The organism is Thalassospira lucentensis, assembly GCF_032921865.1.
Classification (GTDB): Bacteria; Pseudomonadota; Alphaproteobacteria; order Rhodospirillales; family Thalassospiraceae; genus Thalassospira; species Thalassospira lucentensis_A.
Genome location: NZ_CP136684.1, coordinates 1,819,649 through 1,841,165, shown reverse-complemented (window position 1 = coordinate 1,841,165; position 21,517 = coordinate 1,819,649). Strand labels below are relative to the sequence as shown.

The window sequence follows — 21,517 nt, the reverse complement described above, 5'->3', positions numbered from 1 at the left end:
TAGGACGAACCTACCTGTTCGAACGCAACTGAAGTTAACGATCTATCCCATCGCTTTCAACTCTTCACGCAGTCGCTTTCGTGCCCTTTTTAATAGTGATTCCATCGCATTGACGGAAACACTCATAATCGCGGCCGCTTCTTGGTTCGACAGCTCGCGGTCATAAAACAGATTGATGGCAATTTGTTGTTGCTCTGACAGCAGCTTGATCGCACTTCGAAGCCGTTTGAATTCCTGATGTTGTGCCAATTGTTCAACCGGTGACATCGCATCATCCGGCATGCTTTCAAGATCGCTGCCGTCCACGAATTGCGGTTTGCGTTTCAGGTCGATTACCCGGTTAACCGCAACCCGATACAGCCAGGTTTTGAAACTGGCACCCTCAGGACGCCATTTTTCCCGGTGCAGCCAGACCCGGACAAAAACATCCTGTGCCGCGTCCTCTGCATCGCCAGCGGTCAGCCCCATGCGCCGCGCGATCCCGATGATCCCACGATAGTATCGTTCAACAAGCACGCGATAGGCGCGCTTGTCGCTCCGAACCATCAGGGCCACAAGGTCCTGATCAGCAAGTTCCGACAGGGCAGCCGTCTGCTTTGCCGCCTCGGAGGCTTGCGATCCCGATGTCATTTCGCGACGGATGCCTACACTCAACTGCCCCTCACAACACCTGTTCCACGATATGACGGGTCCCGCGAACCTGTTGTGGCCCGACGGACTGCGGATTGACCGATTTGAAACTTTCCCACTGTTTTGCCAGTGCTTCGAGGTTCCGGTCGACTATTTCATAACGTTCCTCAAGCGGTGTTTTCCGCCCGTTTCGAGCCAGAAGTTTTATCATCCGTGCATAGAATGCATACAGATCACGGGATAATTCCGGTGCCGACTTCGGCGCGACAACTGCCTGCAATGCTCGCAATCGATTGACCGCAATTGCCTTTTCCTGACGTTCAAGATCGAAATGTTTTTCTTCACGGTATTGTTTGGCCGCCCGCAGATGCTGGCGCGTACGGGTGATGGCGATCACCATCATTGCAACCGGTGACGTTGTACGCAATGCATTGTTGTATTGTGCGCTTGCACCGGCAAAACGATAGGCCTGCTGTGCAGTCGTCTGCGAATGTTTATTCATCATCACCCCACAAGGCTTCAAGTTGTTCGCGCAGCAGCTGAAGCTGATACATCTTGGTTTCCAGCGCCGAGTAGCGTTCTGTCAGATCTTCGGCATAAGCCTCGGCAGCGGTTGTTACCTCGTCGATTTCATCCTCAAGATCGGATGTCTGTTCTTCGAGCCGATCGATCCGGGCGGAAATCAGGCCATCCGAACTGTTGGTATATTTGTCGAGCGCATTGACCATTTCATTGGCAAGTCCGCTGGAAATCGTAACATCGACACTTTCGGAACTGTCCCCGCCGAAATACAGCTCGACACCTTCATAGACCGACCCTTGAGCCCCGATGATATTGTTGCCGCTGATGGTGAACAGACTGGAATCACCGCCGACACTGGCCGACGTGATATTGCCGTCGGCATCAACCGCAATATCGATGGTAAAGGTGCCGGTATAGGTACCATCGGCTTCTGACACCAGCAGGTTGCCCGAACCGGTATCGGTCGACAGTGAAAACAGATCGGCAACCTCGTCAAAATTCGAAACCAGCGCATCTTCAAGTGTCTCGGAATCAATAACCAGATAGTTGCTTTCATCAAAGGTGATGCCGATCGATGACAGGGACGCATATGTGTCGCTGTCATCGGTAAAGGACAGCGCGTCATAAACCGACGAAACAACAGAACTTAAAAGTGAATCGCCAAACAGGACCGCATCCTCGCTCGCTCCTTCACCGGCCTCATAGGCCTGATTGGTGATTACGAAGCTGCGCAGTTCGTTATATGCGGTAACAAAAGCCTCGATCGCATCATAGACCGAACTCGCATCCTCATCGATTTCAAGCGTGATTTCCGTGCCTGCTTCCTCGGCATACAGATAAAGCGTGACACCATCAATCACGTCATCAACCGTGTTGCTGCTGCGCGTTACCTCGACCCCATCGACGGAAAAGATCGCCTGATCGGCTGCTACCAGTTCGTTGGCATAACTGCCATCGGCATTAATCAGACCCAGCGATGCTGCAATCGTGGTATCGGCTCCGTCTGTATCAAAGGTGATCTCCTGCCCGGTATCAATGGCCGATAGCACCAACATATATTCATCGTCGGATATCTGAAGCACACTGGCGCGTACACCGGTTGCACTGCTCTGGTCATTGATGGCATCCGCAATATCGTCAAGCGACATGTCACCGGATATCTCGATATCCGTCGCAGTATAATCATCCCCGGCCACAAGACTGAGGGTACCTGAAAGGCCTGCCGACGCCGACGCATCGGCATAGGTGTCGCCGCCCAATTTGTGAGCAGTCGCCATCTGTTTGATTTCAATCGTATAACTGCCAACAGCAGCCTCATCGTCTACCAGAACACCCAGCACATCCGATGCAGTGGTGTTGGCATCCGACGATGACAGATAGGCCGATTTCCCGACCCAGACATCGTCGCGCAGGCTTTCAAGCTCGGCCGATGCCGTCAGCGCCTCGGCAGCATCTTCCAGCGCTTCCAGCAAGTCCTGCAGATCTTCAAACGCCGCAATTTCAAGTTCAAGCTCATCAACCTCTGCCTCGATGGTGTCGGCGACTTCCATCTTTACATTATAGGCGTCTTCAACCAGTTGGGCCGTATCAAGGTCCGTCAGCCCCGAAACATAGGACGAGGATACGTAGCTCGACGAAGTAGACGAATTGACGGTCGACATCCTGCCCTTCCTTTCATGCGACACGAAACAGAACAGGGCCACCCGGCGGCTCTAAAACCGGATGACCCCACGCCGAGTTAGCTCAGCAAACGCGAGAGCTTCTCGAGATTTTCGTTGGAAACCGACAGAGCCTGGATGGCAGAATCCATCTTCACACCAAGTTCCGTCTGTTCAGCACTCAGTTCCGCGATATCGGCATCCATATAGACGCTCATTGCGGCTTCAAGGTTTGTCTGTGCGGTTTCGATGTTGCCGGACGCATAATCAAACCGCGACATCAGCGCACCGACCGTTGCGCGGCCAGAAGAAACGGTCGTAACAGCCGCCTCGATTGCCGTCAGCTCGGTCGCTGCATTGGTCGAGGACGTCAAATCACCGGCCAGGCCAAGGCTTGCTGCGTCATAGGCCTGTGCAGACAGGTCAACGGCAATTGCAGCAACACTTGAATCGGCCGAAACGGTGAAGTTCTCGTTATAGGTGCCGTCCAGCAGTGAAGTATCGAAATAGGTCGTCGAGTTGACGATAGAATCAACCTGTGCAACCAGTTCCTGATATTCCGCGTCAAGGTAGGCACGTTCCGTATCTGTCACCGAACCCGAAGATGCTTCGGATGCCAGTTCATACATACGTTCAAGAATATCGCCGATTTCCGAAAGACCGCCGTCAGCGGTTTCAAGAATGGCCGTTGCGACTTCGGCGTTATCACCAGCCTGTTCCCAAGCGGCGTAGTCAACAGACATCGCAGTATAAACGGCAAGACCCGCAGCATCATCCGATGCAGAGTTGATCGACTTGCCGCTCGACATTGCCGTCAGAACAGAAGTCATCTCGTCAGTGGTCTTGTTCAGGTTCGACACTGCCAGTGTCGCCGACATATTGGTGTTAATGCTCGCCATTTTCTGGATCTCCTATATGGAAGAATGGAACTGACATACCTGCCAACCGACCAAAACGGGCCGGTATCCATATCCACGCAGACAAGCGGCAAAACTGGCGATGCATTTGGCGTTTTTTTTCCGCACTTGCCGAAACCTGCCCCAAAATGACTGTTTTCAGCGTTTCCCAAGCGAAATTATTTGCGTTTCCGACATTAAAAAAGGCCGCCGTTGTGGCGACCTTTGCAGTGACTATCGGGTTGATTCTAATGGCGCTTGGGATCGTGAATATTGCGCCAGTAAAGCGTGATATCCTTTTCAGGTTTGCCAAAAAGATACCCTTGCGCATAGTCGAAACCGACCTTTGTCACCATTTCACGCATGGCATCGGTTTCGATCATTTCCGCCACCACTTCGACCTTCAGTTCATGACACAGATCAACCAGCGACTTCATGAACGCACGACCTTTGGATGATTTCAGGGACTGGCGGATTGATTCCCCGTCGATCTTGACATAATCGACATCGAGCGCACTCAGATACCGGAAATTCGATGCCCCGGTACCGAAATCATCCAGACAAATCTCAACGCCGAAATCCCGAAAACGTGTGATCCAGGTCGAAGCCGTATCGATGTCGGTGATTTCAGCCGTTTCGGTGATCTCGATCATCAACTGCCCCATCGTATCGCGGTTGCGTTCAAAAAGAGCAATTACCGACCGGCAGAAATCCGGATTTTCAATACTGTGGCCCGAGACGTTAACCGCAACGCGGGCATCAATACCCTCGTCCAGCTGATTGCGTATCCATTTCAGCGTCCGGCGCATCATAGCCAGATCCAGCCTGTGGATCATATTGACCTGTTCGGCAAAAGTGATCAGACGATCCGTCGGAATCAGCTTGCCTTCGTCATCATAAAAACGTGCAAGAACCTCAAAATGGTGAATTTCCGCAGATGGCAATCGCACGATCGGCTGATAAACCGCATCGAATTTCAGCCGATCGACCCGCATTCCGAAATCGCGCATGGCCGAGAATGTGTCATTTACCAGATTGGGGGCCTGTCCGATCAGGCGGGAAAATGTGAATCCGTGCTCCTGCCGGTCGCAGAACCGGCGGATGGAATAAAGCACGCCACGCGCCAGATCGCCCGGCGGGATCATCTCGGCGGTGAAATCGGTAACAGATGTCGAAATATCCACACCCTTGCCCGACGGATCGGCATCCCGTGCACAGTCGGCAATCCGGTTTTCAAGTTCGCCAACCGGCACGTCCGGCCTGTGTAACATGCCAAACTGATTGCCATTCAGGCGACCCGCGGTATCCCCGGCAACGGAGTGCGCACGCAGAAACGCACCTATACTGGCCAGCATTTCATCACGTTCGATTTGCTCCATGCGTTTGCACAATGGATCAAACGCATTCAGCGTCATCAGGGTAAATTTATGTTCTGCACCGGTTTCGCGTTGCGCCATAAGACGTTCGGTCACCACCCGGGAAAGGCTTTCCTCGTCCATCAGGCCGGTTGCATCATCGCGCTTGATCGATCGCGCCACATCATGAGGCAATGTGTTGATCGCAACGCGCAGGGCGACAAAAAAATGATCGCCAAGATCAGGAAGGAAATAACCGCTCATGGAAACCGGAGCGCTTAGCTGTTCGTCCGGGCGAATAAACCGCACCTGGATGTTGTCCATCCGGCCACGACGGCGCGCCACATACAACATTTCCTGAACCAGCGGTCTAAATTGCGGGGCCAGCACGGACTGTAAGGTATGGCCTTCGAGATCGGCTGCCGAACGGCCAATCATTCCATCTGCCGCACCGGATGCGAACACGATCCTCAGATCGTCATCCAGTTCAAGCAGAAGATCCCCCCACACAAACGCAAGTGCTGCGAAGCGGTTTCGTTCGTTGCGCAGTTCCGTCGTGCGACTTTTGAGAAGCTTTTCCAAAGGGTCCTCTTGAGCTGCCTCGAAATCCTTGCGCCTTCCTGCCCCCAATTCAGGAAGTCACATCATCCGCAAAGACGAATTCGCCTATCATCTGCATGGCACCCTTAATAACGCCTTTACAGCACCAGCAGATTTCGAACCTGGCGAACATATTTCCGGGTGCATCATGCTTCCGTAAACCGGAACATCGCCCTTGGCACCGTCACGTTCCGAACGCAGATTGATTATATCTTTGTTCGGGCGGGGCTTTTTAAACCCCAAACCCGAATTATTCGAGCCTGAAATGATTGCAAAAACCGCATGCCTACAATGATGCACTGCAAAATACGTCGCCGTGCCTTTGCAAACCGGCTGTAATCCCATAAGAAAGAACAGCCAAAAGCGTAATGACCACCGTCTGAATTCTCGTCGCCACTGCACACAACCGGATTGATTCAACATGTCGCCGATCGTTTCTGCTGCCACCGCCATGCCGCGCATTGCGCCCGACAATGTCCTGATCTTTGATCTCGACAACACGCTTTATCCGTCGGCATGTGACCTGTTTTCGCAGGTATCCAATCTGATCGGCCAGTATGTGCGCGACACATTGCACCTTCCGGCGGACGAGGCCTATGTCATCCAGAAAAGCTACTTTCATCGCTATGGCACAACGCTGCGTGGTCTGATGACCGAACATGATATTGATCCCGCGGACTACCTGAACAAGGTTCACAATATTGATCTGTCAGTGGTCGATCCTGCGCCGGAGCTGGCAGCAGCGTTGAATGCACTGCCCTGCCGCAAGGTGATTTTCACCAATGCATCACGTGGACATGCTGAACGGGTGATGGACCGCCTTGGCATTGCCAGCCATTTTGAAACCATCTTTGACATCGTTGATGCCGACTATATCCCCAAGCCTGAACGCCAGCCCTATGATCGGCTTCTTGCGCGTGATGCGATTGATCCGGCACGCGCGATCTATTTCGAAGACATGGCCAAAAACCTGCTTCCGGCCAAGGATATGGGCATGACCACCGTCTGGGTCCACACGGACGAGGAATGGGCGCAGGCCGAAAGCGATGACCCCCGGATTGATCACCAAACCGACAATCTGGTGCATTTCTTGCGCAAACTGGCCATCAGTCCGGTATAAAACCGTTCGCGAGCGAATTTGTCATGGTTCCAAGATTGAGCTCGGCCTCATGATCGGGTAATTCTTTCGCGGGTCAGGATCAGGGAACCCCTAAGTAAACTGGCGGAGTTGACTTCACTACAGGCTTTGACCATTCTCCGCCCGACATGAAATTAAAGCTGACCGCAAGGACTTCTGAAAATGGACAGAACAGAACTTGAAGGCGTGATCAACGTCGCTTGGGAAAACCGCGACGAAATCAGCTCTGCCACCCAGGGTGAAATCCGCAAGGCCGTCGACCAGACGCTTGCCGCACTTGATAGCGGTAAACTGCGTGTTGCTGAAAAAACCGATGGCAAGTGGGTTGTCAATCAGTGGGCTAAGAAGGCGGTTCTTCTGTCCTTCCGTCTCAATGACATGACCACCATTTCCGGCGGCCCCGGCGAAAACACCAACTGGTGGGACAAGGTCCCGTCGAAATTTGAAGGGTGGGGCGAGGCCGAATTCAAAAATGCCGGTTTCCGCGCCGTACCGGGCAGCATCGTGCGCCGTTCGGCCTATGTCGCACCGGGCACCGTCCTGATGCCGAGCTTTGTGAACCTTGGTGCCTACGTTGATACCGGCGTCATGGTTGATACCTGGGCAACCGTCGGCTCCTGCGCACAGATCGGTAAAAACGTTCACCTGTCTGGTGGTGCAGGTATCGGTGGCGTCCTTGAACCCCTGCAGGCCGGTCCGGTCATTATCGAAGACAACGCCTTTATCGGGGCGCGTTCGGAAATCGTTGAAGGTGTGATCGTCGAAGAAGGTGCCGTGATTTCGATGGGTGTGTTTATCGGTGCATCGACCAAGATCATTGACCGCACCACCGGCGAAACCTTTGTCGGCCGTGTCCCGGCCTATTCGGTTGTGGTTCCGGGCAGCATTCCGGGCAAAGCGTTGCCCGATGGCAAGCCGGGGCCAAGCCTGTATTGCGCGGTCATCATCAAACGAGTTGATGAAAAAACCCGTTCGAAAACCTCGATCAACGAATTGCTGCGTGACTGATTTCTGTCACCCGATTTGCCAATGATTTATAAGGGGCGAGGCGGAAAACCGTTTCGCTCCTTTTTTGCTCGTCAAATGTTTCCAGTGAAACATTGATAATGGGATGCAAATCCTCGTCCATCATCACGAAGCCAAGAGAATATCAAATGTCCGCCGCCCTTGACCTTGCCCAGTCCCTGATCCGCTGCCCGTCCGTCACGCCTGCGGATGCCGGTGCCCTTGATGTGTTGCAGGCTGCCCTTGAAGCACGCGGCTTTGAGTGCAAACGCAAAGTATTTCACGAAGACGGCTGGGATAGCATCGACAACCTTTATGCCCGGCTGGGAACCAAAGGGCGCAATTTCTGTTTTGCCGGACATACTGATGTGGTTCCGGCGGGCGATGTCGCGGCCTGGACGGTTGATCCATTTGGTGGCGAAATCAGGGATGGCCGTCTGTTTGGACGCGGCGCGGTTGATATGAAAACCAATATTGCCTGTTTCGTTGAATCCGTTGATGCCTTTTTGGCAGCCCATCCCGATTTTGACGAGAGCATCAGCTTCCTGATTACCGGCGACGAAGAAGCCGATGCGGTGAACGGCACGATCAAGCTTCTCGACTGGTGTGACAAACATGGCGAGAAACTTGATGTCTGCCTTCTGGGGGAACCGACCAATCCAACATATCTGGGCGAGATGATGAAAGTCGGTCGCCGCGGTTCCATTACCGGCTGGCTGACGATCTATGGCGCACAGGGGCATGTTGCCTATCCGCATCTGGCCGATAATCCTGTACCACGCATGTTAAAGGTCCTTAATGCCCTTACCACGCACGAACTCGATAAAGGCACTCCGCATTTCCAGCCAAGCAATCTGGAAGTCACTACCATTGATGCCGGAAATCCCGCGACCAACGTAGTGCCGTCGAAGGTCAGTGCCGCATTTAATATCCGTTTCAACGACCTGCATCAGGGTGTCGATCTGGAAAAATGGATCCGTGAAACCTGTGCCGCACATGCCGGTGCCCATGACCTTAAAGTCAAGATTTCCGGCGAGGCGTTTGTATCCGAGCCCGGCAAGCTTGCAGCCCTGATTTCCGATGCCTCGGAAAAGGTCACGGGCCATCGACCGGATATGAGCACCACGGGCGGCACATCGGATGCCCGCTTTATCCACAAATATTGCGAAGTCGCGGAATTCGGTCTGGTAGGTCAAAGCATGCACAAGGTCGATGAGCATGCCATGGTCGAAGACATTGAAAAACTGGTCGTGATTTACGCCGATATTCTTTCAGGGTACTTTGTGAAAGTCTGATAAAGGCCGGACAGATTTAAACGGATCGGGGGATCAGGGAAATGTCAGAAACACCAAAGGCAGCAACCAGTTCAATTCGGATTGCCAAAGGTGACATTGTCCCGAAAATCGTCCTACCCGACACCGCTGGACAACCGACCGACCTGACGGATCAGCTGATCGCGGGAAACACACTTGCGCTTTGGCTGCTAGATGACAAACCGACCAAGGAAACATGGCAGGAAATCGACCGGTTTCTCAATCAGGTCACGGGTTGCGAAACTCTGACTTTTCTGATCATCGGTGGCAAGAAAAGCCCTAGGAAAGCCGCGAAATCAAACGCCAAAGCAACGGAGCTTTATGACGCGGAAAACGCGGTCAAAAAGCTGTTTGGCGTTACTGGTTCCTCAATGCTTCTGATCGATCCAAATCATCGGCTGGTGTTCAATGCATCGTTTGCGGATGTTGATGACGGCATTGACGTTTGCAAGGCAATTCACGCCGCAAGTAAATCCGATGTGGTCAATCGTCAGGCGCCGGTGATGTTGCTGCATGACATTTTGGAGCCCGAACTCTGCGATGCCCTGATCACCTATTGGGAGGCCGGGGAAAAACGGGCGGACGGCGTGTCCCAAGGGGCAGCAAACAGCAGCACGGCAAAATCCGATATCAAGAAACGCAACGATGTTGTCCTTTTGGATGAAATGCTGTTCGAGAAAGTCAAAACCCGTATCGTTACGCGCGTCATTCCGGAACTATTCAAGGCCTTCCAGTTCAGAACGGCCAGCATGGAAGCCCTGCGCATCGGGTGTTATGACGCAGCCGATCAGGGCCATTTTGGCCGCCATCGGGATAACCGCACTGCGTTTACAGCTCATCGGCGATTTGCCGTATCACTAAACCTGAACCCGATCACATATGAAGGCGGGCAGGTCCGGTTTCCGGAATATGGCCGCAGCCTTTATGCACCACCTGCCGGAGGTGCCGTGATCTTTTCCTGTTCGCTGCTGCATGAAGCAATGCCGGTGACCCAAGGCCGCCGGTTCGGAATTTTCACCTTTCTGACCGACGAAGCCGGCGCAATCGCGGAACAAAAAATGATCGCCCAACGCCAAGGCCAGATTGCCCCACTTGCGATGAAACGCTAATCGGCTGATCGATCGTTAGATAGGGCTTTCAGCGGATTGGCGCGCAGCATTCCCCACGCTTTCTTGTGGTGATTTGAGCCGTGGCACGGTTTTTCGCACGGAGTTCAGGATCAGCTCGGCCGTTTCGTCATCAACAGCCCGGCCAAGCACCATCGCACCTACCATCATTGAGAGCATCGCGGTTGCATTGATGCGGTGTTCCTTACCGATTTCATCAAGTGGCGGACTTTCAAACCAGGCATTGGCTTCTTCGCGGGTCATCGGTGCCATGCCCCGTTCCTCAAGGGCCAGTTTCGCGGCAAGCTTGCCGCATGCCCCGCGAATAACCTTGGAAAAAGCCTTCTGTGCACGTTCGCCCGAACGGGCAACTTCGGTTGAGAGTGTTGGTAATGCACACCCCTTTCCGGGGTGATGCAGATGCTGATTGGACAGATAAAGCTCCGCAAAGGTAGTGGTCCAATCAAGTCCGAATTTTTCGGCCTTGCGCAAACGCGACAGGACCGGTTCGCCAAGAAGATCAATGCCGCTTTCGACGGTAGCGACAAACAGGTCTTCCTTGTTTTTGAAATGGGCATAAAACCCGCCGCGCGTGAGCCCGGCATCAGCCATCACCTGATCAATGGTAACATTTTCATAGCCGACCGTTTTGAAAAGCTTGGCCGCCGAGCGGATGATTTTTTGCCGCGTCTTTGGCTTGTGGTCCGGACTGTAAGGCATGCTTTGGCTCCAATTGGTGTGGCTGGAAACAAGGCTCGCACATTTTTATAATATGTTCTTGAACATATTATGTGGTCCGCAATCCTGTTGGCAAGTTTCGCGCGTCAAAGCCCTGTTTTGGTTTCATGCGCGTATCACAGATGCAAAGGATTTTGCGATGTCCGAGGTGATTATTTACGGCATGCCGCGCAGCAGCCTGTCGCGCACTGTCCAGATTGCCTGTATCGAGAAAGAGATTTCGTTCGCGTTTCGCACCAAGGGCATTCAAACCCCCGGCTCATCCCCTACGCCCGAATTGCTGCGTTTCAACCCGTTTGGCAAGATACCGGTTTTGGTACATGACAGTCTGGTACTGTACGAAACAGCCGCGATCTGCCGATATATTGACGATGCCTTTGACGGACCGCTGTTACGCCCCGTGCGTCATGACAAGGTCGCGCATATGGAACAATGGATCAGTGTCGCGCTTACGCGGCTTGATCCGCATATCCTGCGGCAATTTGTCATCCCGATGGTCTTTGCCGATGAAGAACAGCGCAACGATCCGGGCTTTGCCACACGCATGAGCCGCATTGGCGACCTGATTGCCGGCGACCTAAAGGTACTTGATCCGCATTATGCCGATGGCTGGTTGTTCGGTCCGCGCTTTACCATTCCCGATATGCTGATCATGCCGATGATCCAGTATCTGAAAGCAATGCCCGGCGGACCGGAAATTCTGGCAGCAGTCCCGAATATCAATGCCGCTTTCAACAATTTTCAGGCCCGCCATTCAGCCGCCGCAACTGATCCGTTATTGCCCGACCGGATTTTAAGGTCGGCATAGGGACACCTAACCATCTTTTTCTTTTCGCCGATGCGCTACCTGGATCGCGCATCGGTTCTTGCAGCCGCCCCGATCAGGATACGCCAATATGCCTTCCGATGATGGGGCGGCTGTTTTTTAATTCCACGGATGGAATCAGGGCTTCCACGTAATCGGAATATATCCCGGCAGGGCCGCAATTCGGTCAAGCCATGCAAGGATGCCCGGATAGATCGACAGATCGATATCCCCCTCTTCGGCAACGTGGGTGTAGGCGTAAAGGGATATATCGGCGATGGTCAACGCATCCCCCACCAGCCAGTTATGCCCCGACAGGCGTTTTTCCATTAGATCAAGCGCCTTTTTCGCACCTGCACGCTTCATCGGCACGAGAATATCGGCATGTTCGGGCATGCCCTTGATCCCGACCCATGACCGCAAAACGGCAATTGTCGGTTCGTGATCATATTGTTCAAAGAACAGCCATTGCATGACCTCGGTACGTTCCCACGCATCGGTCGGCAAATAGGGCGTTCCTTCGGCAAGGTGGATCAGAATCGCATTGCTTTCGGCCAGAACCCGACCATTGTCGAATTCCAGCGCCGGGATTTTGCCATTGGCATTGATCCGCGACAGAAATTCGGGCGTGCGGGTTTCACCCTTGGTGATGTCATGCTCGACCAGATCAAACGGTTTGCCGAGAAGGGTTAACAGCAAACGGATTTTGTAACCATTTCCCGAAGGTAAAAAATCATGAAGGATCATTTCGATATTCCTTTGGCACTTGCAAACAGCAATGGCCGGCCAGCGCAGATAATTGGCGCTGGTCGACTGGCAAACAATCGAATAGTTTTGACCAGACAGTTCAAATTTATTGATCATTATTTCTGATCAAAGGATGTTTCATGGATTCCGATCTGCTTCGAAGTTTTGTTGCGTTTGCCGAATGCGGCAGTTTCAATCGTGCGGCAGACCGAATAGGTCGCACCCCGTCGGCCTTTTCCATGCAGATGAAACGACTGGAAGATATTGTTGGCAATACACTGTTTGAACGGGAAGGCCGCAATGTTCTATTGACGGCCGATGGCATCACTTTTGTCGGATATGCAAGGCGTATGCTGTCTCTGCAGGACGAGGCCATGGGAAAGATGCGCGGGCAGGATAGCAGCCGTCCGATCCGGATCGGATGCCCGGACGATTACACCCAGAAAATCCTGCCGGTGGTACTGCGCGCCATACGCAAGACCTATCCCGATGCCAAATTCTTTATTTCCGTCAATCCGACGATATTGCTCCACCGGATGCTTGATCAGGGCGAACTTGATATATCCATCATCAGCCGATCAGAAAAAGGCGAAGAGGGATATTTCCTGCGCCATGAACCCGGTGTCTGGGTTTCGTCGCCGATCCACAGACAACATCTGGCGAACCCACTATCGCTTGTTCTGCCTGCCGAAGATTGCAAATTCCATGCTTGGGCGATTGATGCCATTTCAAAGGCGGATCGTCCTTTTACCCTGTTTGCAACGACCAGACAGGCGGCATCGTTACTGCATCTGGTGCGTGACGGACTTGGCGTAGCAGCACTTGCCGCGGCAAGTGTCACGGATGAGTTTCAGATTCTTGAAAGTCGCGACGGTTTCCCGCCATTACCCGCGGTCGGGGTAGCCCTGATGCTGTCGGATGCGTCGCATCCGCTTGTGGATCGGCAGCTTGCCGCAACGATCCAGAGTTTTGTGAGCGAATATATCAATGATGATAACTTGACCATCCGCGCAACCGGCTGATTGAATAGGGGATAGAGAAAAAAGGGTCGCCGGAGTTTCAATAAATGACGAGTTTGGCAGCAAAGGTCGATGCGCTTCTGGCGCAGGAGAAGTGGCACGAAGAACGCAAAGCGCTAAGATCAATCATTCTTGAATGTGGACTGACCGAAGATGTCAAATGGGGCAACCTTTGCTACACGTTCGAGGGTAGCAATATCCTGATGATTTACGGGATGAAGGATGATTGTGCGCTTGGATTTTTCAAGGGTGCACTGATGGATGATCCAGAGGGTATCCTTGCCAAACCGGGCGAAAATTCGCAGGCCATGCGCCGCATTCATTTCGCTTCGGTTCCAGAAATAACTGCCAAAGAAAACATTCTGAAGGCCTACATAAAGGCAGCAATCGCCGTAGAGAAATCGGGACTCAAGATCGAGTTCAGCGAAAAGAACAAGCTTGAACTTCCGGCAGAGCTTCTGAAAAAATTTGTCGAAAATCCAGATCTAGAACGTGCTTTCAATGCACTGACACCGGGTCGGCAACGGGGATACAACCTTCATTTTTCCGGTGCCAAACAATCGGCCACGCGCACATCCCGAATCGAGAAATGTGTGCCGCGCATTATGGAAGGGAGAGGCCTTCAGGATCGTTAGGCATAACAAGATGACTTGACCGGACAACGGGCAAACTGTTTGGATGCGCGTCCCGTGACCACCTTAACCTTACTGGATGCCATGACTACCAAAGCGCGCCTGAATATCTGCACGACCTGCACTGCTTCCTCGGCCGAAGGAGCTACCGATCCCCGTCATGGCCGGGAGCTGTTTGATAAAATGGTCGAAAGCTGTGCCAAGCAAGATATGCCATTTGATATCAGAGCCGTCGAATGCCTGACCAATTGCAAATCGGGCTGCTCAGTTGCGCTTAGCGGGCCGGGTAAATGGGGATATGTTTATGGCAATCTTGATACCGGCATGATCGACGATCTTTGCGAACTCGGCCGTCGCTATGCCGGGACAAATGACGGTATCGTCCCATGGCGCGAACGACCTGAAAGTCTGCGTCGCAACGTTATCGCGCGTATTCCGCCGCTAGACTGAATATCATGAAATTCACCGCGGAAAGATCACGGTTTGGAAAGGTTCTGATGCAATTCGCGCCAGTTCTTCGCAATATTTCCACTGGTGTGCAGAACGCGAATCAGGTCATTGAACTCGTTGACCGGGATCACCGATTTTTCTGACATCACAGAAACCAGATCATAGCTTGAATCGGGTTTTGGCCCGATGAATACCTGTTCAGCGAGTTCAGGCTGCGCCTGAAAGGTTCGGGCAAGAAATCCTGCGGAAACGATACCAACATCGCCAGAACCAGACAGCAATTCTTCCAGTACCTGCTGTTCGTTGTAAAGCAGCGAAACATTGAAATTGTCGCGAAGATAATCCGGGTTGGAATTGAAGCCGGAAAATCCATAATGGAAACCCAGCACGCACAGAATATTGCGCGAGGTTACCTCGTCGAACCAGCTTGGCCCGGGAATGTCCCTTCTCCGTGCGACATACAGGTCATGTTCCGTCACGATTGGATCGGAAAACACAACATTCTGATCGTCCCATTCCCAATCGGAACTTTCGAGCAGAACCATATCGAACATGCCCGCAGCCAGATCTCTGTATCGACGGCGCGAGGATGTTTCGACAAGTTGAAAAAAATAGGTTGATTGGATCGCGTTCAGAGCCGCGATCAGTTCGGGCGCAAATCCGGCTGGTTGATCGCCGTCATAAAAATAGACAACGCCATATTCATAGCTGCCTACCCTGACATTTATCGGATCCTTTGCTTTGGCATCTGCTGAAAAGGCAATCGCCAAGCATGCCGATCCCATCAGATTGCCAAACCACCGAAACATTTGCTTCATCCGAAGACTTATCCTTTCTCCCACCCGTTTATTGACCGAGATGCAACGGCATTCCAAACCATCACAGTACGGTGAATACTTCTCTATATGCGTCCTTCGCACCAGTTTTCCAGAAGGTAGCGCGCAATAGAAATGGGACGGGGAAGATTGACGCCTTTTTCCGGCAGGGCGGCAACCTCGTCGCGATGCACCCACATCGCGAATTCAATTTCCTTTTCATCAATGACGATGTCGGTCGTTTCTGCCTCGGCGATAAACCCAAGCATCAAGGATCCGGGGAAAGGCCATGGTTGAGATGCAATATAGCGTGCACGTTTGATGCGTATCCCGACTTCTTCGAAGACTTCGCGCGCAACGGCCTGTTCAAGCGTTTCACCCGGTTCGACAAACCCGGCAAGCACGGAAACGGTACCGGGGAGGAATTGCGGGGAACGTGCCAGCAAGACATGGTCATTGTGATGGATCAGCATGATTACCGCCGGATCAGTCCGCGGAAAATGTGGGGTACCGCACTCCGGGTTACTGCATTGCAGGCGGTAACCGGCTTCCATCACCTGATTGGGATGCCCGCATACACCGCAAAACTGATGTTTCTGATGCCAGTTGAAAATGGCGCGGGCCTGGGCCGCAAGGGCGGCCTCGTCTTCGGAAAGAGCTGCCATACGGCTACGCATATCGCCAAACCCGCCACCCAATCGACGAATGGCATCATCGCGATCAGAAATGATTGGCGCGATATCAATCGCGATGACGGCCTCTCCGCCATGTCGACCGATATAGATCCAATTTGCCCGTTCGATTTCAAGATCAAGATACGGCAAGGCGGGACCTCCGACGACAACAAGCTCGTGCTCGTTCATGTCTTCGGGCCACGCAAACAAAGGGTCGCCAGCATGGCAGATCAGAATTTTAACGCTTTCCTCGGCCAGCAGCAGTTCACGCCAGTTTTCCCGGGTGCGCAACCGGGCATCGCGATCCAGATCGGTTGCTTCGTAAAACAGCCTGTCCATTTCGGGGCAATTCCTTGTTTGGTGCCGCCAGAAGCGGGACCGAGTCCCGGTATTCGACATGGCGGATCAGCATATTCAAGTGACGGGCACCGACATTAACCCGACCAAACCCGCCATCAAAGCCACGATCACGCGATTTATGAAAAAATCAAAGCCGGGCCTTGCGTTTTATGGTTCCTTGCGCGATATAGGGGGCGAGAGGCTGGCCGTGGACGGACCGCTCGCCAACCCGGTCAGGACCGGAAGGTAGCAGCCGTAACGAGTTTTTCCGGGTCGCGGTTCAGTCTCTCACCCTTTGCATCCCCCAAAATCACACGTTTCCGCCATGCTTTGCAGCATCCTGCCTGCCATGGAATTTTGTGTGGGAAATTTCCCACTTGGTCTTTCCCATGCGGGGACGAAGCTGCTAAAACCAAAGCACATTGAAACATGCCGGACCGGATGAATGACGGATCAGATCGACAGCACCGAAACGTCAGCACCAGAAACGCCCGAGGCTGAGGCGCCAGAGCTTGATATGGAACAGGAACCCGCCGCGGCGGCACCCGTCTCTGCGCCTGCCGCAAAGGCCGAAGAAGCGCCCAAAAGCGAATATCAGGTTCTTGCCCGCAAATATCGCCCGAAAACCTTTGACGAGCTGATCGGTCACGGGCCGATGGTCAAGACGCTGTCGAACGCGCTTGAAAGCGGTCGTCTGGCGCATGCCTTTGTTCTGACCGGGGTGCGCGGGATCGGTAAAACCACGACCGCCCGTATCATTGCGCGCGCGCTGAACTGCATCGGGCCGGATGGCAAAGGCAATGCCACCATCGAGCCATGCGGTGTTTGCGAACATTGCCGCGCGATTGCCGAAGACCGTCATGTCGACGTTCTGGAAATGGATGCCGCGTCACGTACCGGTGTTGACGATATTCGCGAACTGATCGAAGGCGTTCGTTATCGCCCGACATCGGCCCGCTACAAGATTTACATCATCGACGAAGTGCACATGCTGTCGAAAAGTGCGTTTAACGCGCTTTTGAAAACGCTGGAAGAACCGCCGGAGCATGTGAAATTCATCTTTGCGACCACCGAAATCCGCAAAATTCCGATTACGGTCCTATCGCGTTGCCAGCGTTTTGATTTGCGCCGGGTTCAAACCGACGAACTGGCCGCCCATTACAAACGCATCGCCGACCTTGAACATGCTGATATCGAGGACGAGGCGCTTGCCCTGATTGCGCGTGCTGCCGATGGATCGGTTCGCGACGGCATGAGCCTTCTGGATCAGGCGATTTCGCATGGTGCAGGCAAAGTCACGACCCAGCAGGTCCGCGATATGCTGGGCCTGTCCGACAGGTCGCGGATTTTTGATCTGTTTGATCAGACCATGAAGGGCGAGATCAACGAAGCACTGGAATTGCTGGGTGCGCAATATGCGCTAGGCGGCGATCCGGCGGTGATGTTGCAGGATATGCTTGACCTGACCCATTGGCTAACACGGGTGAAGCTGTCGCCCGAGGCGGCAAATGATCCCGGCGTGTCGCAGATCGAACGCGATCGCGGCAAGGAAATCGCCGCCAAGCTTGCCATGCCGCAGCTGACCCGCGCATGGCAGATGCTGCTTAAAGGGCTGGAAGAAACACGTATCGCGCCAAGCCCGATCCAGGCCGCCGAAATGATCCTGATCCGGCTGGCTTATGCCGCCGAAATGCCGCCCCCGGGCGATCTGATCAAGAAACTGCGCAGTGATCTGAATAAATCCAGCAATGCCCCGCAAGGCGGGGGTGGTGGCAATGGTGGTGGCGGACCGGGTCCGCGCATGCAGGTGGTTAATGGCGGCGGTGCCGCGGTTGCCCATGCGCGTCCCGATCCACTGGGCGAGCCCGAACAGGCCCCGCAGCAGGCTTATGCCAAGCTGCCCGAAACCTTTGCCGAAGTTGCCGAATTGCTGTCGAAAGAGCGCGAAACAACAGCGCTTGCGATCCAGCTTAAAAATTATATGCATCTGGTGAAATATGAACCGGGCCGCATTGAATATCGTCCTGCGCGCGGCGCGCGTGCGGATTTGGCAAGCCAGTTGATCAAGACCCTGAACAATCTGACCGGTCATCGCTGGATGGTCAGCGTTTCGGAACGCGAAGAAGGTGCGCCGACGCTTAAGGAACAGGAACTTGAGGACCTTGAGCAGCGCAAGGCGGATGCATCGCTTGATCCGCTGGTCAAGGCGATCCTTGATGGGTTACCCAAGGCAAAAATCGTTGCCGTCCATCTGCCACCGGGACAGGAAGAAACCGAGGGCGAGCAGGATGACAGCGGTTCCGTTTACGATGATGCGTTTTATCTCGAAGGAGACGACGAGCTATGAAGAACCTTGCAGGGATGCTGAAACAGGCCCAGCAAATGCAGTCCAAAATGCAGGAAATGCAGGAAGGACTTGTGGCACTTGAAATCGAAGGCCAGTCCGGGGCGGGCATGGTCAAGGTCATGCTGAACGGTAAGGGCGAGATGCGTGGCCTGAAACTCGACAAAAGCATCGTCGATCCCGAGGACACCGAAGTTCTCGAAGATCTGATCGTTGCCGCCTATAACGATGCCAAGGTCAAGGTCGAAGCCGCCGTCCAGGACAAGATGAAGGACGTCACCGGCGGGCTCAACCTGCCCGAAGGTTTCAAACTTCCGTTCTGATCGGCAAAACCAATATCAAATTGCGGTCATGCCGCATAAATCAAAGGGTGGCATTGCGCCGCCCTTTGTTTTTGATACAAGCTACCAGAGACACCAATCAAAAGATCAACCGCAAGACGGGACCATCATGAACGGACGGGAAATCGAAAATCTGATCAAGCTTCTGTCACGCCTACCGGGGCTTGGCCCGCGGTCAGCACGGCGTGCGGTTTTGCAGATGCTCAAAAAGCCCGAAACCCTGATGATCCCGTTGTCCCACGCACTGGAAGAAACCGCGAATGCCATGACCAATTGCGGCATTTGCGGCAATATTGATGTTGTCGATCCGTGCCATATTTGTGCTGATCGCAATCGCACCCACGATGCGATTTGCGTGGTCGAGGAAGTTCAGGATCTTTGGGCGCTGGAACGTGCCGGGGCGTTCAAGGGGCAATATCATGTTCTGGGTGGGACATTGTCGCCGCTTGATGGGGTCGGGCCAGATGATTTGCGCATCGATCAACTGATTGAACGGGCACGTGACGAGGCTGTGACGGAAGTAATCCTTGCCACCAATGCCACGGTCGATGGCCAGACCACCGCACATTACATTACCGAACGCCTGATCGAAACCGGGGTCAAGGTTACACGCCTGGCGCACGGGGTCCCGGTTGGCGGCGAACTTGATTACCTTGATGACGGCACGCTGGCCGCAGCCCTTCGATCACGCAGCGCAGTTTGATCGCAAACCGTTCATGAAAACAGAAAGGCAGCATTCAATGCTGCCTCAGGATGTTGATAAATATGCCTTTTCGGTCACGCAGAGCATCGACCGGGAACTTTTTCCGGCTTTTTTGAAAAAAGTTCTTGATTTGTTCTTTTGGTTGTGGCATAAAGATAAAGTCAACAGGACAAATAGGTCCAGAGACAAAACCCGCAAAGCGTGATCCGCTTTTGCGGGTTTTTGCGTTTCGGGCGGCAAAACAGGAATGAGACGATGACAGGGCAGCGATCTGACGGGATGAAATGGCGGGGGCGGCGTCGCCAAAGGAGCATCACTGGCGCATGGAAAAGTCATTACGGCGGTGGTGCGTCCGGGCCGTGAGGCCATGCGATATTTACGAAAACGGGTGTATATCATGACGGGAGAGATGTGTCCCTGGGGCAAGGGTGTTTGTTCGGGGCTGGGATAGCCGGGGCGAGGTGAAGCTGGTTAGGTCCAGCTCAGTCCAGTCCGGGTCCAGTTCGGGGCCAGTCCGGTCAGTGAAGCGTGACAATGCCGAGAATCAGCGGGCCCGAATTGCGCCCGGATTGGATCGGCACGGGATCGGCTGGCCGGGTTGCCTGGGTGGCTGGCGGGGAGCGGCTGGCAGGATCGGTTGTCAGCGGGCCGATGGTGCGTCGGACATGCCGAAAGGCCGGTCATCGATGGCGGGATTTGTGTGCCTGCCATTCGGCAACGCTGTGGCCCTTGGGGTGAGGTGCGTTTTGGGGCAACCGAGAGCGAGCGTCATTCGGGGCAGCGGGGGCCGTCCGGGACGTGGTCCGTCCGGTCGGTGGCGTTTGGCGATGCCGGGGGCAGAGGGGTTGGTTGGCTGGCGGGATTGGTTTGGCGATTGACCAAAACCGTCATTCCGGGCGAAGCGCAGCGCAGACCCGGAATCCATGCCCCGTTGAAAGAGACTGGATTCCCGCCGTCGCGGGAATGACGATCTGGTTGGGAGGGCTTTGTCAGCGGCCCGTGGTTGGCTGACGGGGTTGGCTTTGGCGATTGATCAAAATCGTCATTCCGGGCGGAGCAGAGCGCAGACCCGGAATCCATGCCCTGTTGCAGGAGACGGGATTGCCGCCCCGCTTTCACGGGGGCAGGCTTTGCGGGAATGATGATCAGATCGGATCAGCAGTCCGAGGCAGCATTCAATGCTGCCTTTGTTGTTTCGGACCCGGGTACCATCACCCTATTTGGTCTGAGAAATTTTTTCCGCAGCCAGACGTGTTGCCAGTTCATAGCCATAGGCACCGGCACCTGCCATCACGGCATTGGCAACCGGGCTGATCCAGCTGTGATGGCGGAATTCTTCACGGGCATGCGGATTGGAGATATGCAGCTCGATGATATATCCGTCGAATGTTTTCAGCGCGTCATGGATGGCGGCCGATGTATGGGTATAGGCCCCGGCATTGATGATGATCGCAGCCGATTTTTGCCGTGCATCATGGATGAAATCGACAATGCTGCCTTCGTGACTTGACTGTTCAAACCGGACAGAAACCTCCAGCGTCTCGGCAAGGGATGCGCATTTATCCGCGATACTTGCCAAAGTGTCATAGCCGTAGATTTCCGGCTGACGCTGCCCCAGAAGGTTAAGGTTCGGGCCGTTAATGACAAGAATTTCCGAAACGCTCATGGTTTCCTTATCCCCTGAAAT

The 21,517-nt window shown here is 53.9% G+C and carries 22 protein-coding genes and 1 other RNA gene; 13 read left to right on the top strand and 10 right to left on the bottom strand.

Annotation, left to right across the window (positions count from 1 at the left end; genetic code table 11):
• Positions 1–42: 42 nt before the first annotated feature.
• From R1T41_RS09095 to R1T41_RS09075, 5 genes are all read right to left on the bottom strand, one after another.
• Positions 43–654, bottom strand: coding sequence for a sigma-70 family RNA polymerase sigma factor (locus R1T41_RS09095; RefSeq protein ID WP_317341326.1), 612 nt, complete (start codon positions 652–654; stop codon positions 43–45).
• A 7-nt stretch (positions 655–661) separates the two neighbouring features.
• Positions 662–1,135 (bottom strand): flagellar protein FliS, encoded by a 474-nt coding sequence (locus R1T41_RS09090; protein ID WP_317341325.1) that lies wholly within the window; start codon positions 1,133–1,135, stop codon positions 662–664.
• On the bottom strand, positions 1,125–2,813 hold the full coding sequence (fliD, locus tag R1T41_RS09085; RefSeq protein WP_317341324.1) for a flagellar filament capping protein FliD: 1,689 nt from the start codon (positions 2,811–2,813) through the stop codon (positions 1,125–1,127). Before fliD ends, R1T41_RS09090 begins: the two co-directional genes overlap by 11 nt.
• Positions 2,814–2,890: 77 nt before the next feature.
• Complete coding sequence (locus tag R1T41_RS09080) at positions 2,891–3,709, bottom strand: flagellin (RefSeq protein WP_062952248.1); 819 nt, start codon at positions 3,707–3,709, stop codon at positions 2,891–2,893.
• 245 nt (positions 3,710–3,954) lie between these two features.
• Positions 3,955–5,643, bottom strand: coding sequence for an EAL domain-containing protein (locus R1T41_RS09075; protein ID WP_062952249.1), 1,689 nt, complete (start codon positions 5,641–5,643; stop codon positions 3,955–3,957).
• A gap of 439 nt (positions 5,644–6,082) precedes the next feature.
• On the opposite strand from R1T41_RS09075, the gene R1T41_RS09070 reads away from it, so the two are divergent.
• The 4 genes from R1T41_RS09070 to R1T41_RS09055 all read left to right on the top strand — a co-directional run bounded on the left by R1T41_RS09070 (position 6,083) and on the right by R1T41_RS09055 (position 10,226).
• A complete protein-coding gene (locus tag R1T41_RS09070) occupies positions 6,083–6,781 on the top strand; it encodes a pyrimidine 5'-nucleotidase (RefSeq protein WP_317341323.1) in 699 nt (232 codons plus the stop codon).
• A 180-nt stretch (positions 6,782–6,961) separates the two neighbouring features.
• Positions 6,962–7,807: a 2,3,4,5-tetrahydropyridine-2,6-dicarboxylate N-succinyltransferase gene (dapD, locus tag R1T41_RS09065; RefSeq protein WP_297013316.1), complete on the top strand. Its 846-nt coding sequence runs from the start codon at positions 6,962–6,964 to the stop codon at positions 7,805–7,807.
• Between the two features lie 146 nt (positions 7,808–7,953).
• A complete protein-coding gene (dapE, locus tag R1T41_RS09060) occupies positions 7,954–9,099 on the top strand; it encodes a succinyl-diaminopimelate desuccinylase (protein ID WP_317341322.1) in 1,146 nt (381 codons plus the stop codon).
• Positions 9,100–9,140: 41 nt separating this feature from the next.
• Positions 9,141–10,226 carry a 2OG-Fe(II) oxygenase family protein gene (locus tag R1T41_RS09055; protein ID WP_317341321.1) on the top strand — a complete coding sequence of 362 codons (1,086 nt, stop codon included), beginning with the start codon at positions 9,141–9,143 and terminating at the stop codon, positions 10,224–10,226.
• Between the two features lie 15 nt (positions 10,227–10,241).
• On the opposite strand, the gene R1T41_RS09050 is transcribed toward R1T41_RS09055, so the two are convergent.
• The gene (locus tag R1T41_RS09050; protein WP_317341320.1) at positions 10,242–10,943 is read right to left on the bottom strand and encodes a TetR/AcrR family transcriptional regulator; all 702 of its coding nucleotides are present in this window, start codon (positions 10,941–10,943) and stop codon (positions 10,242–10,244) included.
• A 157-nt stretch (positions 10,944–11,100) separates the two neighbouring features.
• Between R1T41_RS09050 and R1T41_RS09045 the strand changes: the two genes are divergently transcribed.
• Positions 11,101–11,769, top strand: a complete 669-nt coding sequence (locus R1T41_RS09045) for a glutathione S-transferase family protein (protein WP_317341319.1) — start codon at positions 11,101–11,103, stop codon at positions 11,767–11,769.
• Positions 11,770–11,904: 135 nt separating this feature from the next.
• Here R1T41_RS09045 and R1T41_RS09040 read toward each other — a convergent pair whose 3' ends face one another.
• A complete protein-coding gene (locus R1T41_RS09040; protein WP_317341318.1) occupies positions 11,905–12,513 on the bottom strand; it encodes a glutathione S-transferase family protein in 609 nt (202 codons plus the stop codon).
• 140 nt (positions 12,514–12,653) lie between these two features.
• Here R1T41_RS09040 and R1T41_RS09035 point away from each other — a divergent pair, with 140 nt between their 5' ends.
• Genes R1T41_RS09035 through R1T41_RS09025 form a run of 3 tightly spaced genes read left to right on the top strand, consistent with a single transcriptional unit; the run spans position 12,654 to position 14,614 of the window.
• Entirely contained in the window at positions 12,654–13,535 is an 882-nt protein-coding gene (locus R1T41_RS09035; protein ID WP_297013301.1) for a LysR family transcriptional regulator, read from the top strand.
• Between the two features lie 44 nt (positions 13,536–13,579).
• On the top strand, positions 13,580–14,167 hold the full coding sequence (locus R1T41_RS09030; protein ID WP_209220948.1) for a YdeI/OmpD-associated family protein: 588 nt from the start codon (positions 13,580–13,582) through the stop codon (positions 14,165–14,167).
• Between the two features lie 54 nt (positions 14,168–14,221).
• Positions 14,222–14,614 carry a DUF1636 domain-containing protein gene (locus R1T41_RS09025; protein WP_317341316.1) on the top strand — a complete coding sequence of 131 codons (393 nt, stop codon included), beginning with the start codon at positions 14,222–14,224 and terminating at the stop codon, positions 14,612–14,614.
• Positions 14,615–14,640: 26 nt separating this feature from the next.
• On the opposite strand, the gene R1T41_RS09020 is transcribed toward R1T41_RS09025, so the two are convergent.
• Together R1T41_RS09020 and nudC are read right to left on the bottom strand one after the other, a co-directional pair.
• Positions 14,641–15,432 carry an ABC transporter substrate-binding protein gene (locus R1T41_RS09020; RefSeq protein ID WP_317341315.1) on the bottom strand — a complete coding sequence of 264 codons (792 nt, stop codon included), beginning with the start codon at positions 15,430–15,432 and terminating at the stop codon, positions 14,641–14,643.
• 83 nt (positions 15,433–15,515) lie between these two features.
• Positions 15,516–16,442 (bottom strand): NAD(+) diphosphatase, encoded by a 927-nt coding sequence (gene nudC / locus R1T41_RS09015; RefSeq protein ID WP_062952258.1) that lies wholly within the window; start codon positions 16,440–16,442, stop codon positions 15,516–15,518.
• A gap of 197 nt (positions 16,443–16,639) precedes the next feature.
• On the opposite strand from nudC, the gene ffs reads away from it, so the two are divergent.
• The 5 genes from ffs (at position 16,640) to R1T41_RS08990 (ending at position 20,035) form a co-directional block, all read left to right on the top strand.
• Positions 16,640–16,734: signal recognition particle sRNA small type (gene ffs / locus R1T41_RS09010), an RNA gene on the top strand.
• Between the two features lie 153 nt (positions 16,735–16,887).
• The gene (locus R1T41_RS09005) at positions 16,888–18,789 is read left to right on the top strand and encodes a DNA polymerase III subunit gamma/tau (protein WP_317341314.1); all 1,902 of its coding nucleotides are present in this window, start codon (positions 16,888–16,890) and stop codon (positions 18,787–18,789) included.
• Positions 18,786–19,109 carry a YbaB/EbfC family nucleoid-associated protein gene (locus R1T41_RS09000; RefSeq protein WP_007091823.1) on the top strand — a complete coding sequence of 108 codons (324 nt, stop codon included), beginning with the start codon at positions 18,786–18,788 and terminating at the stop codon, positions 19,107–19,109. The genes R1T41_RS09005 and R1T41_RS09000 overlap by 4 nt, the downstream gene beginning before the upstream one ends.
• Before the next feature lie 127 nt (positions 19,110–19,236).
• Positions 19,237–19,830, top strand: a complete 594-nt coding sequence (gene recR, locus R1T41_RS08995; protein ID WP_071239383.1) for a recombination mediator RecR — start codon at positions 19,237–19,239, stop codon at positions 19,828–19,830.
• Positions 19,784–20,035 (top strand): hypothetical protein, encoded by a 252-nt coding sequence (locus tag R1T41_RS08990; RefSeq protein WP_317341313.1) that lies wholly within the window; start codon positions 19,784–19,786, stop codon positions 20,033–20,035. Before recR ends, R1T41_RS08990 begins: the two co-directional genes overlap by 47 nt.
• A 1,011-nt stretch (positions 20,036–21,046) precedes the next feature.
• Here the strand turns inward: R1T41_RS08990 and R1T41_RS08985 are convergent.
• Entirely contained in the window at positions 21,047–21,496 is a 450-nt protein-coding gene (locus R1T41_RS08985; protein ID WP_317341312.1) for a type II 3-dehydroquinate dehydratase, read from the bottom strand.
• Positions 21,497–21,517 lie beyond the last annotated feature (21 nt).

What these genes read in the sequence shown, in the direction of transcription:
- R1T41_RS09090 (WP_317341325.1), bottom strand. Translation starts at nt 1,135, where the DNA reads ATGATGAATAAACATTCGCAGACGACTGCACAGCAGGCCTATCGTTTT.
- fliD (WP_317341324.1), bottom strand. Translation starts at nt 2,813, where the DNA reads ATGTCGACCGTCAATTCGTCTACTTCGTCGAGCTACGTATCCTCGTCC.
- R1T41_RS09080 (WP_062952248.1), bottom strand. Translation starts at nt 3,709, where the DNA reads ATGGCGAGCATTAACACCAATATGTCGGCGACACTGGCAGTGTCGAAC.
- R1T41_RS09070 (WP_317341323.1), top strand. Translation starts at nt 6,083, where the DNA reads ATGTCGCCGATCGTTTCTGCTGCCACCGCCATGCCGCGCATTGCGCCC.
- dapD (WP_297013316.1), top strand. Translation starts at nt 6,962, where the DNA reads ATGGACAGAACAGAACTTGAAGGCGTGATCAACGTCGCTTGGGAAAAC.
- dapE (WP_317341322.1), top strand. Translation starts at nt 7,954, where the DNA reads ATGTCCGCCGCCCTTGACCTTGCCCAGTCCCTGATCCGCTGCCCGTCC.
- R1T41_RS09055 (WP_317341321.1), top strand. Translation starts at nt 9,141, where the DNA reads ATGTCAGAAACACCAAAGGCAGCAACCAGTTCAATTCGGATTGCCAAA.
- R1T41_RS09050 (WP_317341320.1), bottom strand. Translation starts at nt 10,943, where the DNA reads ATGCCTTACAGTCCGGACCACAAGCCAAAGACGCGGCAAAAAATCATC.
- R1T41_RS09045 (WP_317341319.1), top strand. Translation starts at nt 11,101, where the DNA reads ATGTCCGAGGTGATTATTTACGGCATGCCGCGCAGCAGCCTGTCGCGC.
- R1T41_RS09040 (WP_317341318.1), bottom strand. Translation starts at nt 12,513, where the DNA reads ATGATCCTTCATGATTTTTTACCTTCGGGAAATGGTTACAAAATCCGT.
- R1T41_RS09035 (WP_297013301.1), top strand. Translation starts at nt 12,654, where the DNA reads ATGGATTCCGATCTGCTTCGAAGTTTTGTTGCGTTTGCCGAATGCGGC.
- R1T41_RS09030 (WP_209220948.1), top strand. Translation starts at nt 13,580, where the DNA reads ATGACGAGTTTGGCAGCAAAGGTCGATGCGCTTCTGGCGCAGGAGAAG.
- R1T41_RS09020 (WP_317341315.1), bottom strand. Translation starts at nt 15,432, where the DNA reads ATGAAGCAAATGTTTCGGTGGTTTGGCAATCTGATGGGATCGGCATGC.
- nudC (WP_062952258.1), bottom strand. Translation starts at nt 16,442, where the DNA reads ATGGACAGGCTGTTTTACGAAGCAACCGATCTGGATCGCGATGCCCGG.
- R1T41_RS09005 (WP_317341314.1), top strand. Translation starts at nt 16,888, where the DNA reads ATGACGGATCAGATCGACAGCACCGAAACGTCAGCACCAGAAACGCCC.
- R1T41_RS09000 (WP_007091823.1), top strand. Translation starts at nt 18,786, where the DNA reads ATGAAGAACCTTGCAGGGATGCTGAAACAGGCCCAGCAAATGCAGTCC.
- recR (WP_071239383.1), top strand. Translation starts at nt 19,237, where the DNA reads ATGAACGGACGGGAAATCGAAAATCTGATCAAGCTTCTGTCACGCCTA.
- R1T41_RS08990 (WP_317341313.1), top strand. Translation starts at nt 19,784, where the DNA reads ATGACGGCACGCTGGCCGCAGCCCTTCGATCACGCAGCGCAGTTTGAT.
- R1T41_RS08985 (WP_317341312.1), bottom strand. Translation starts at nt 21,496, where the DNA reads ATGAGCGTTTCGGAAATTCTTGTCATTAACGGCCCGAACCTTAACCTT.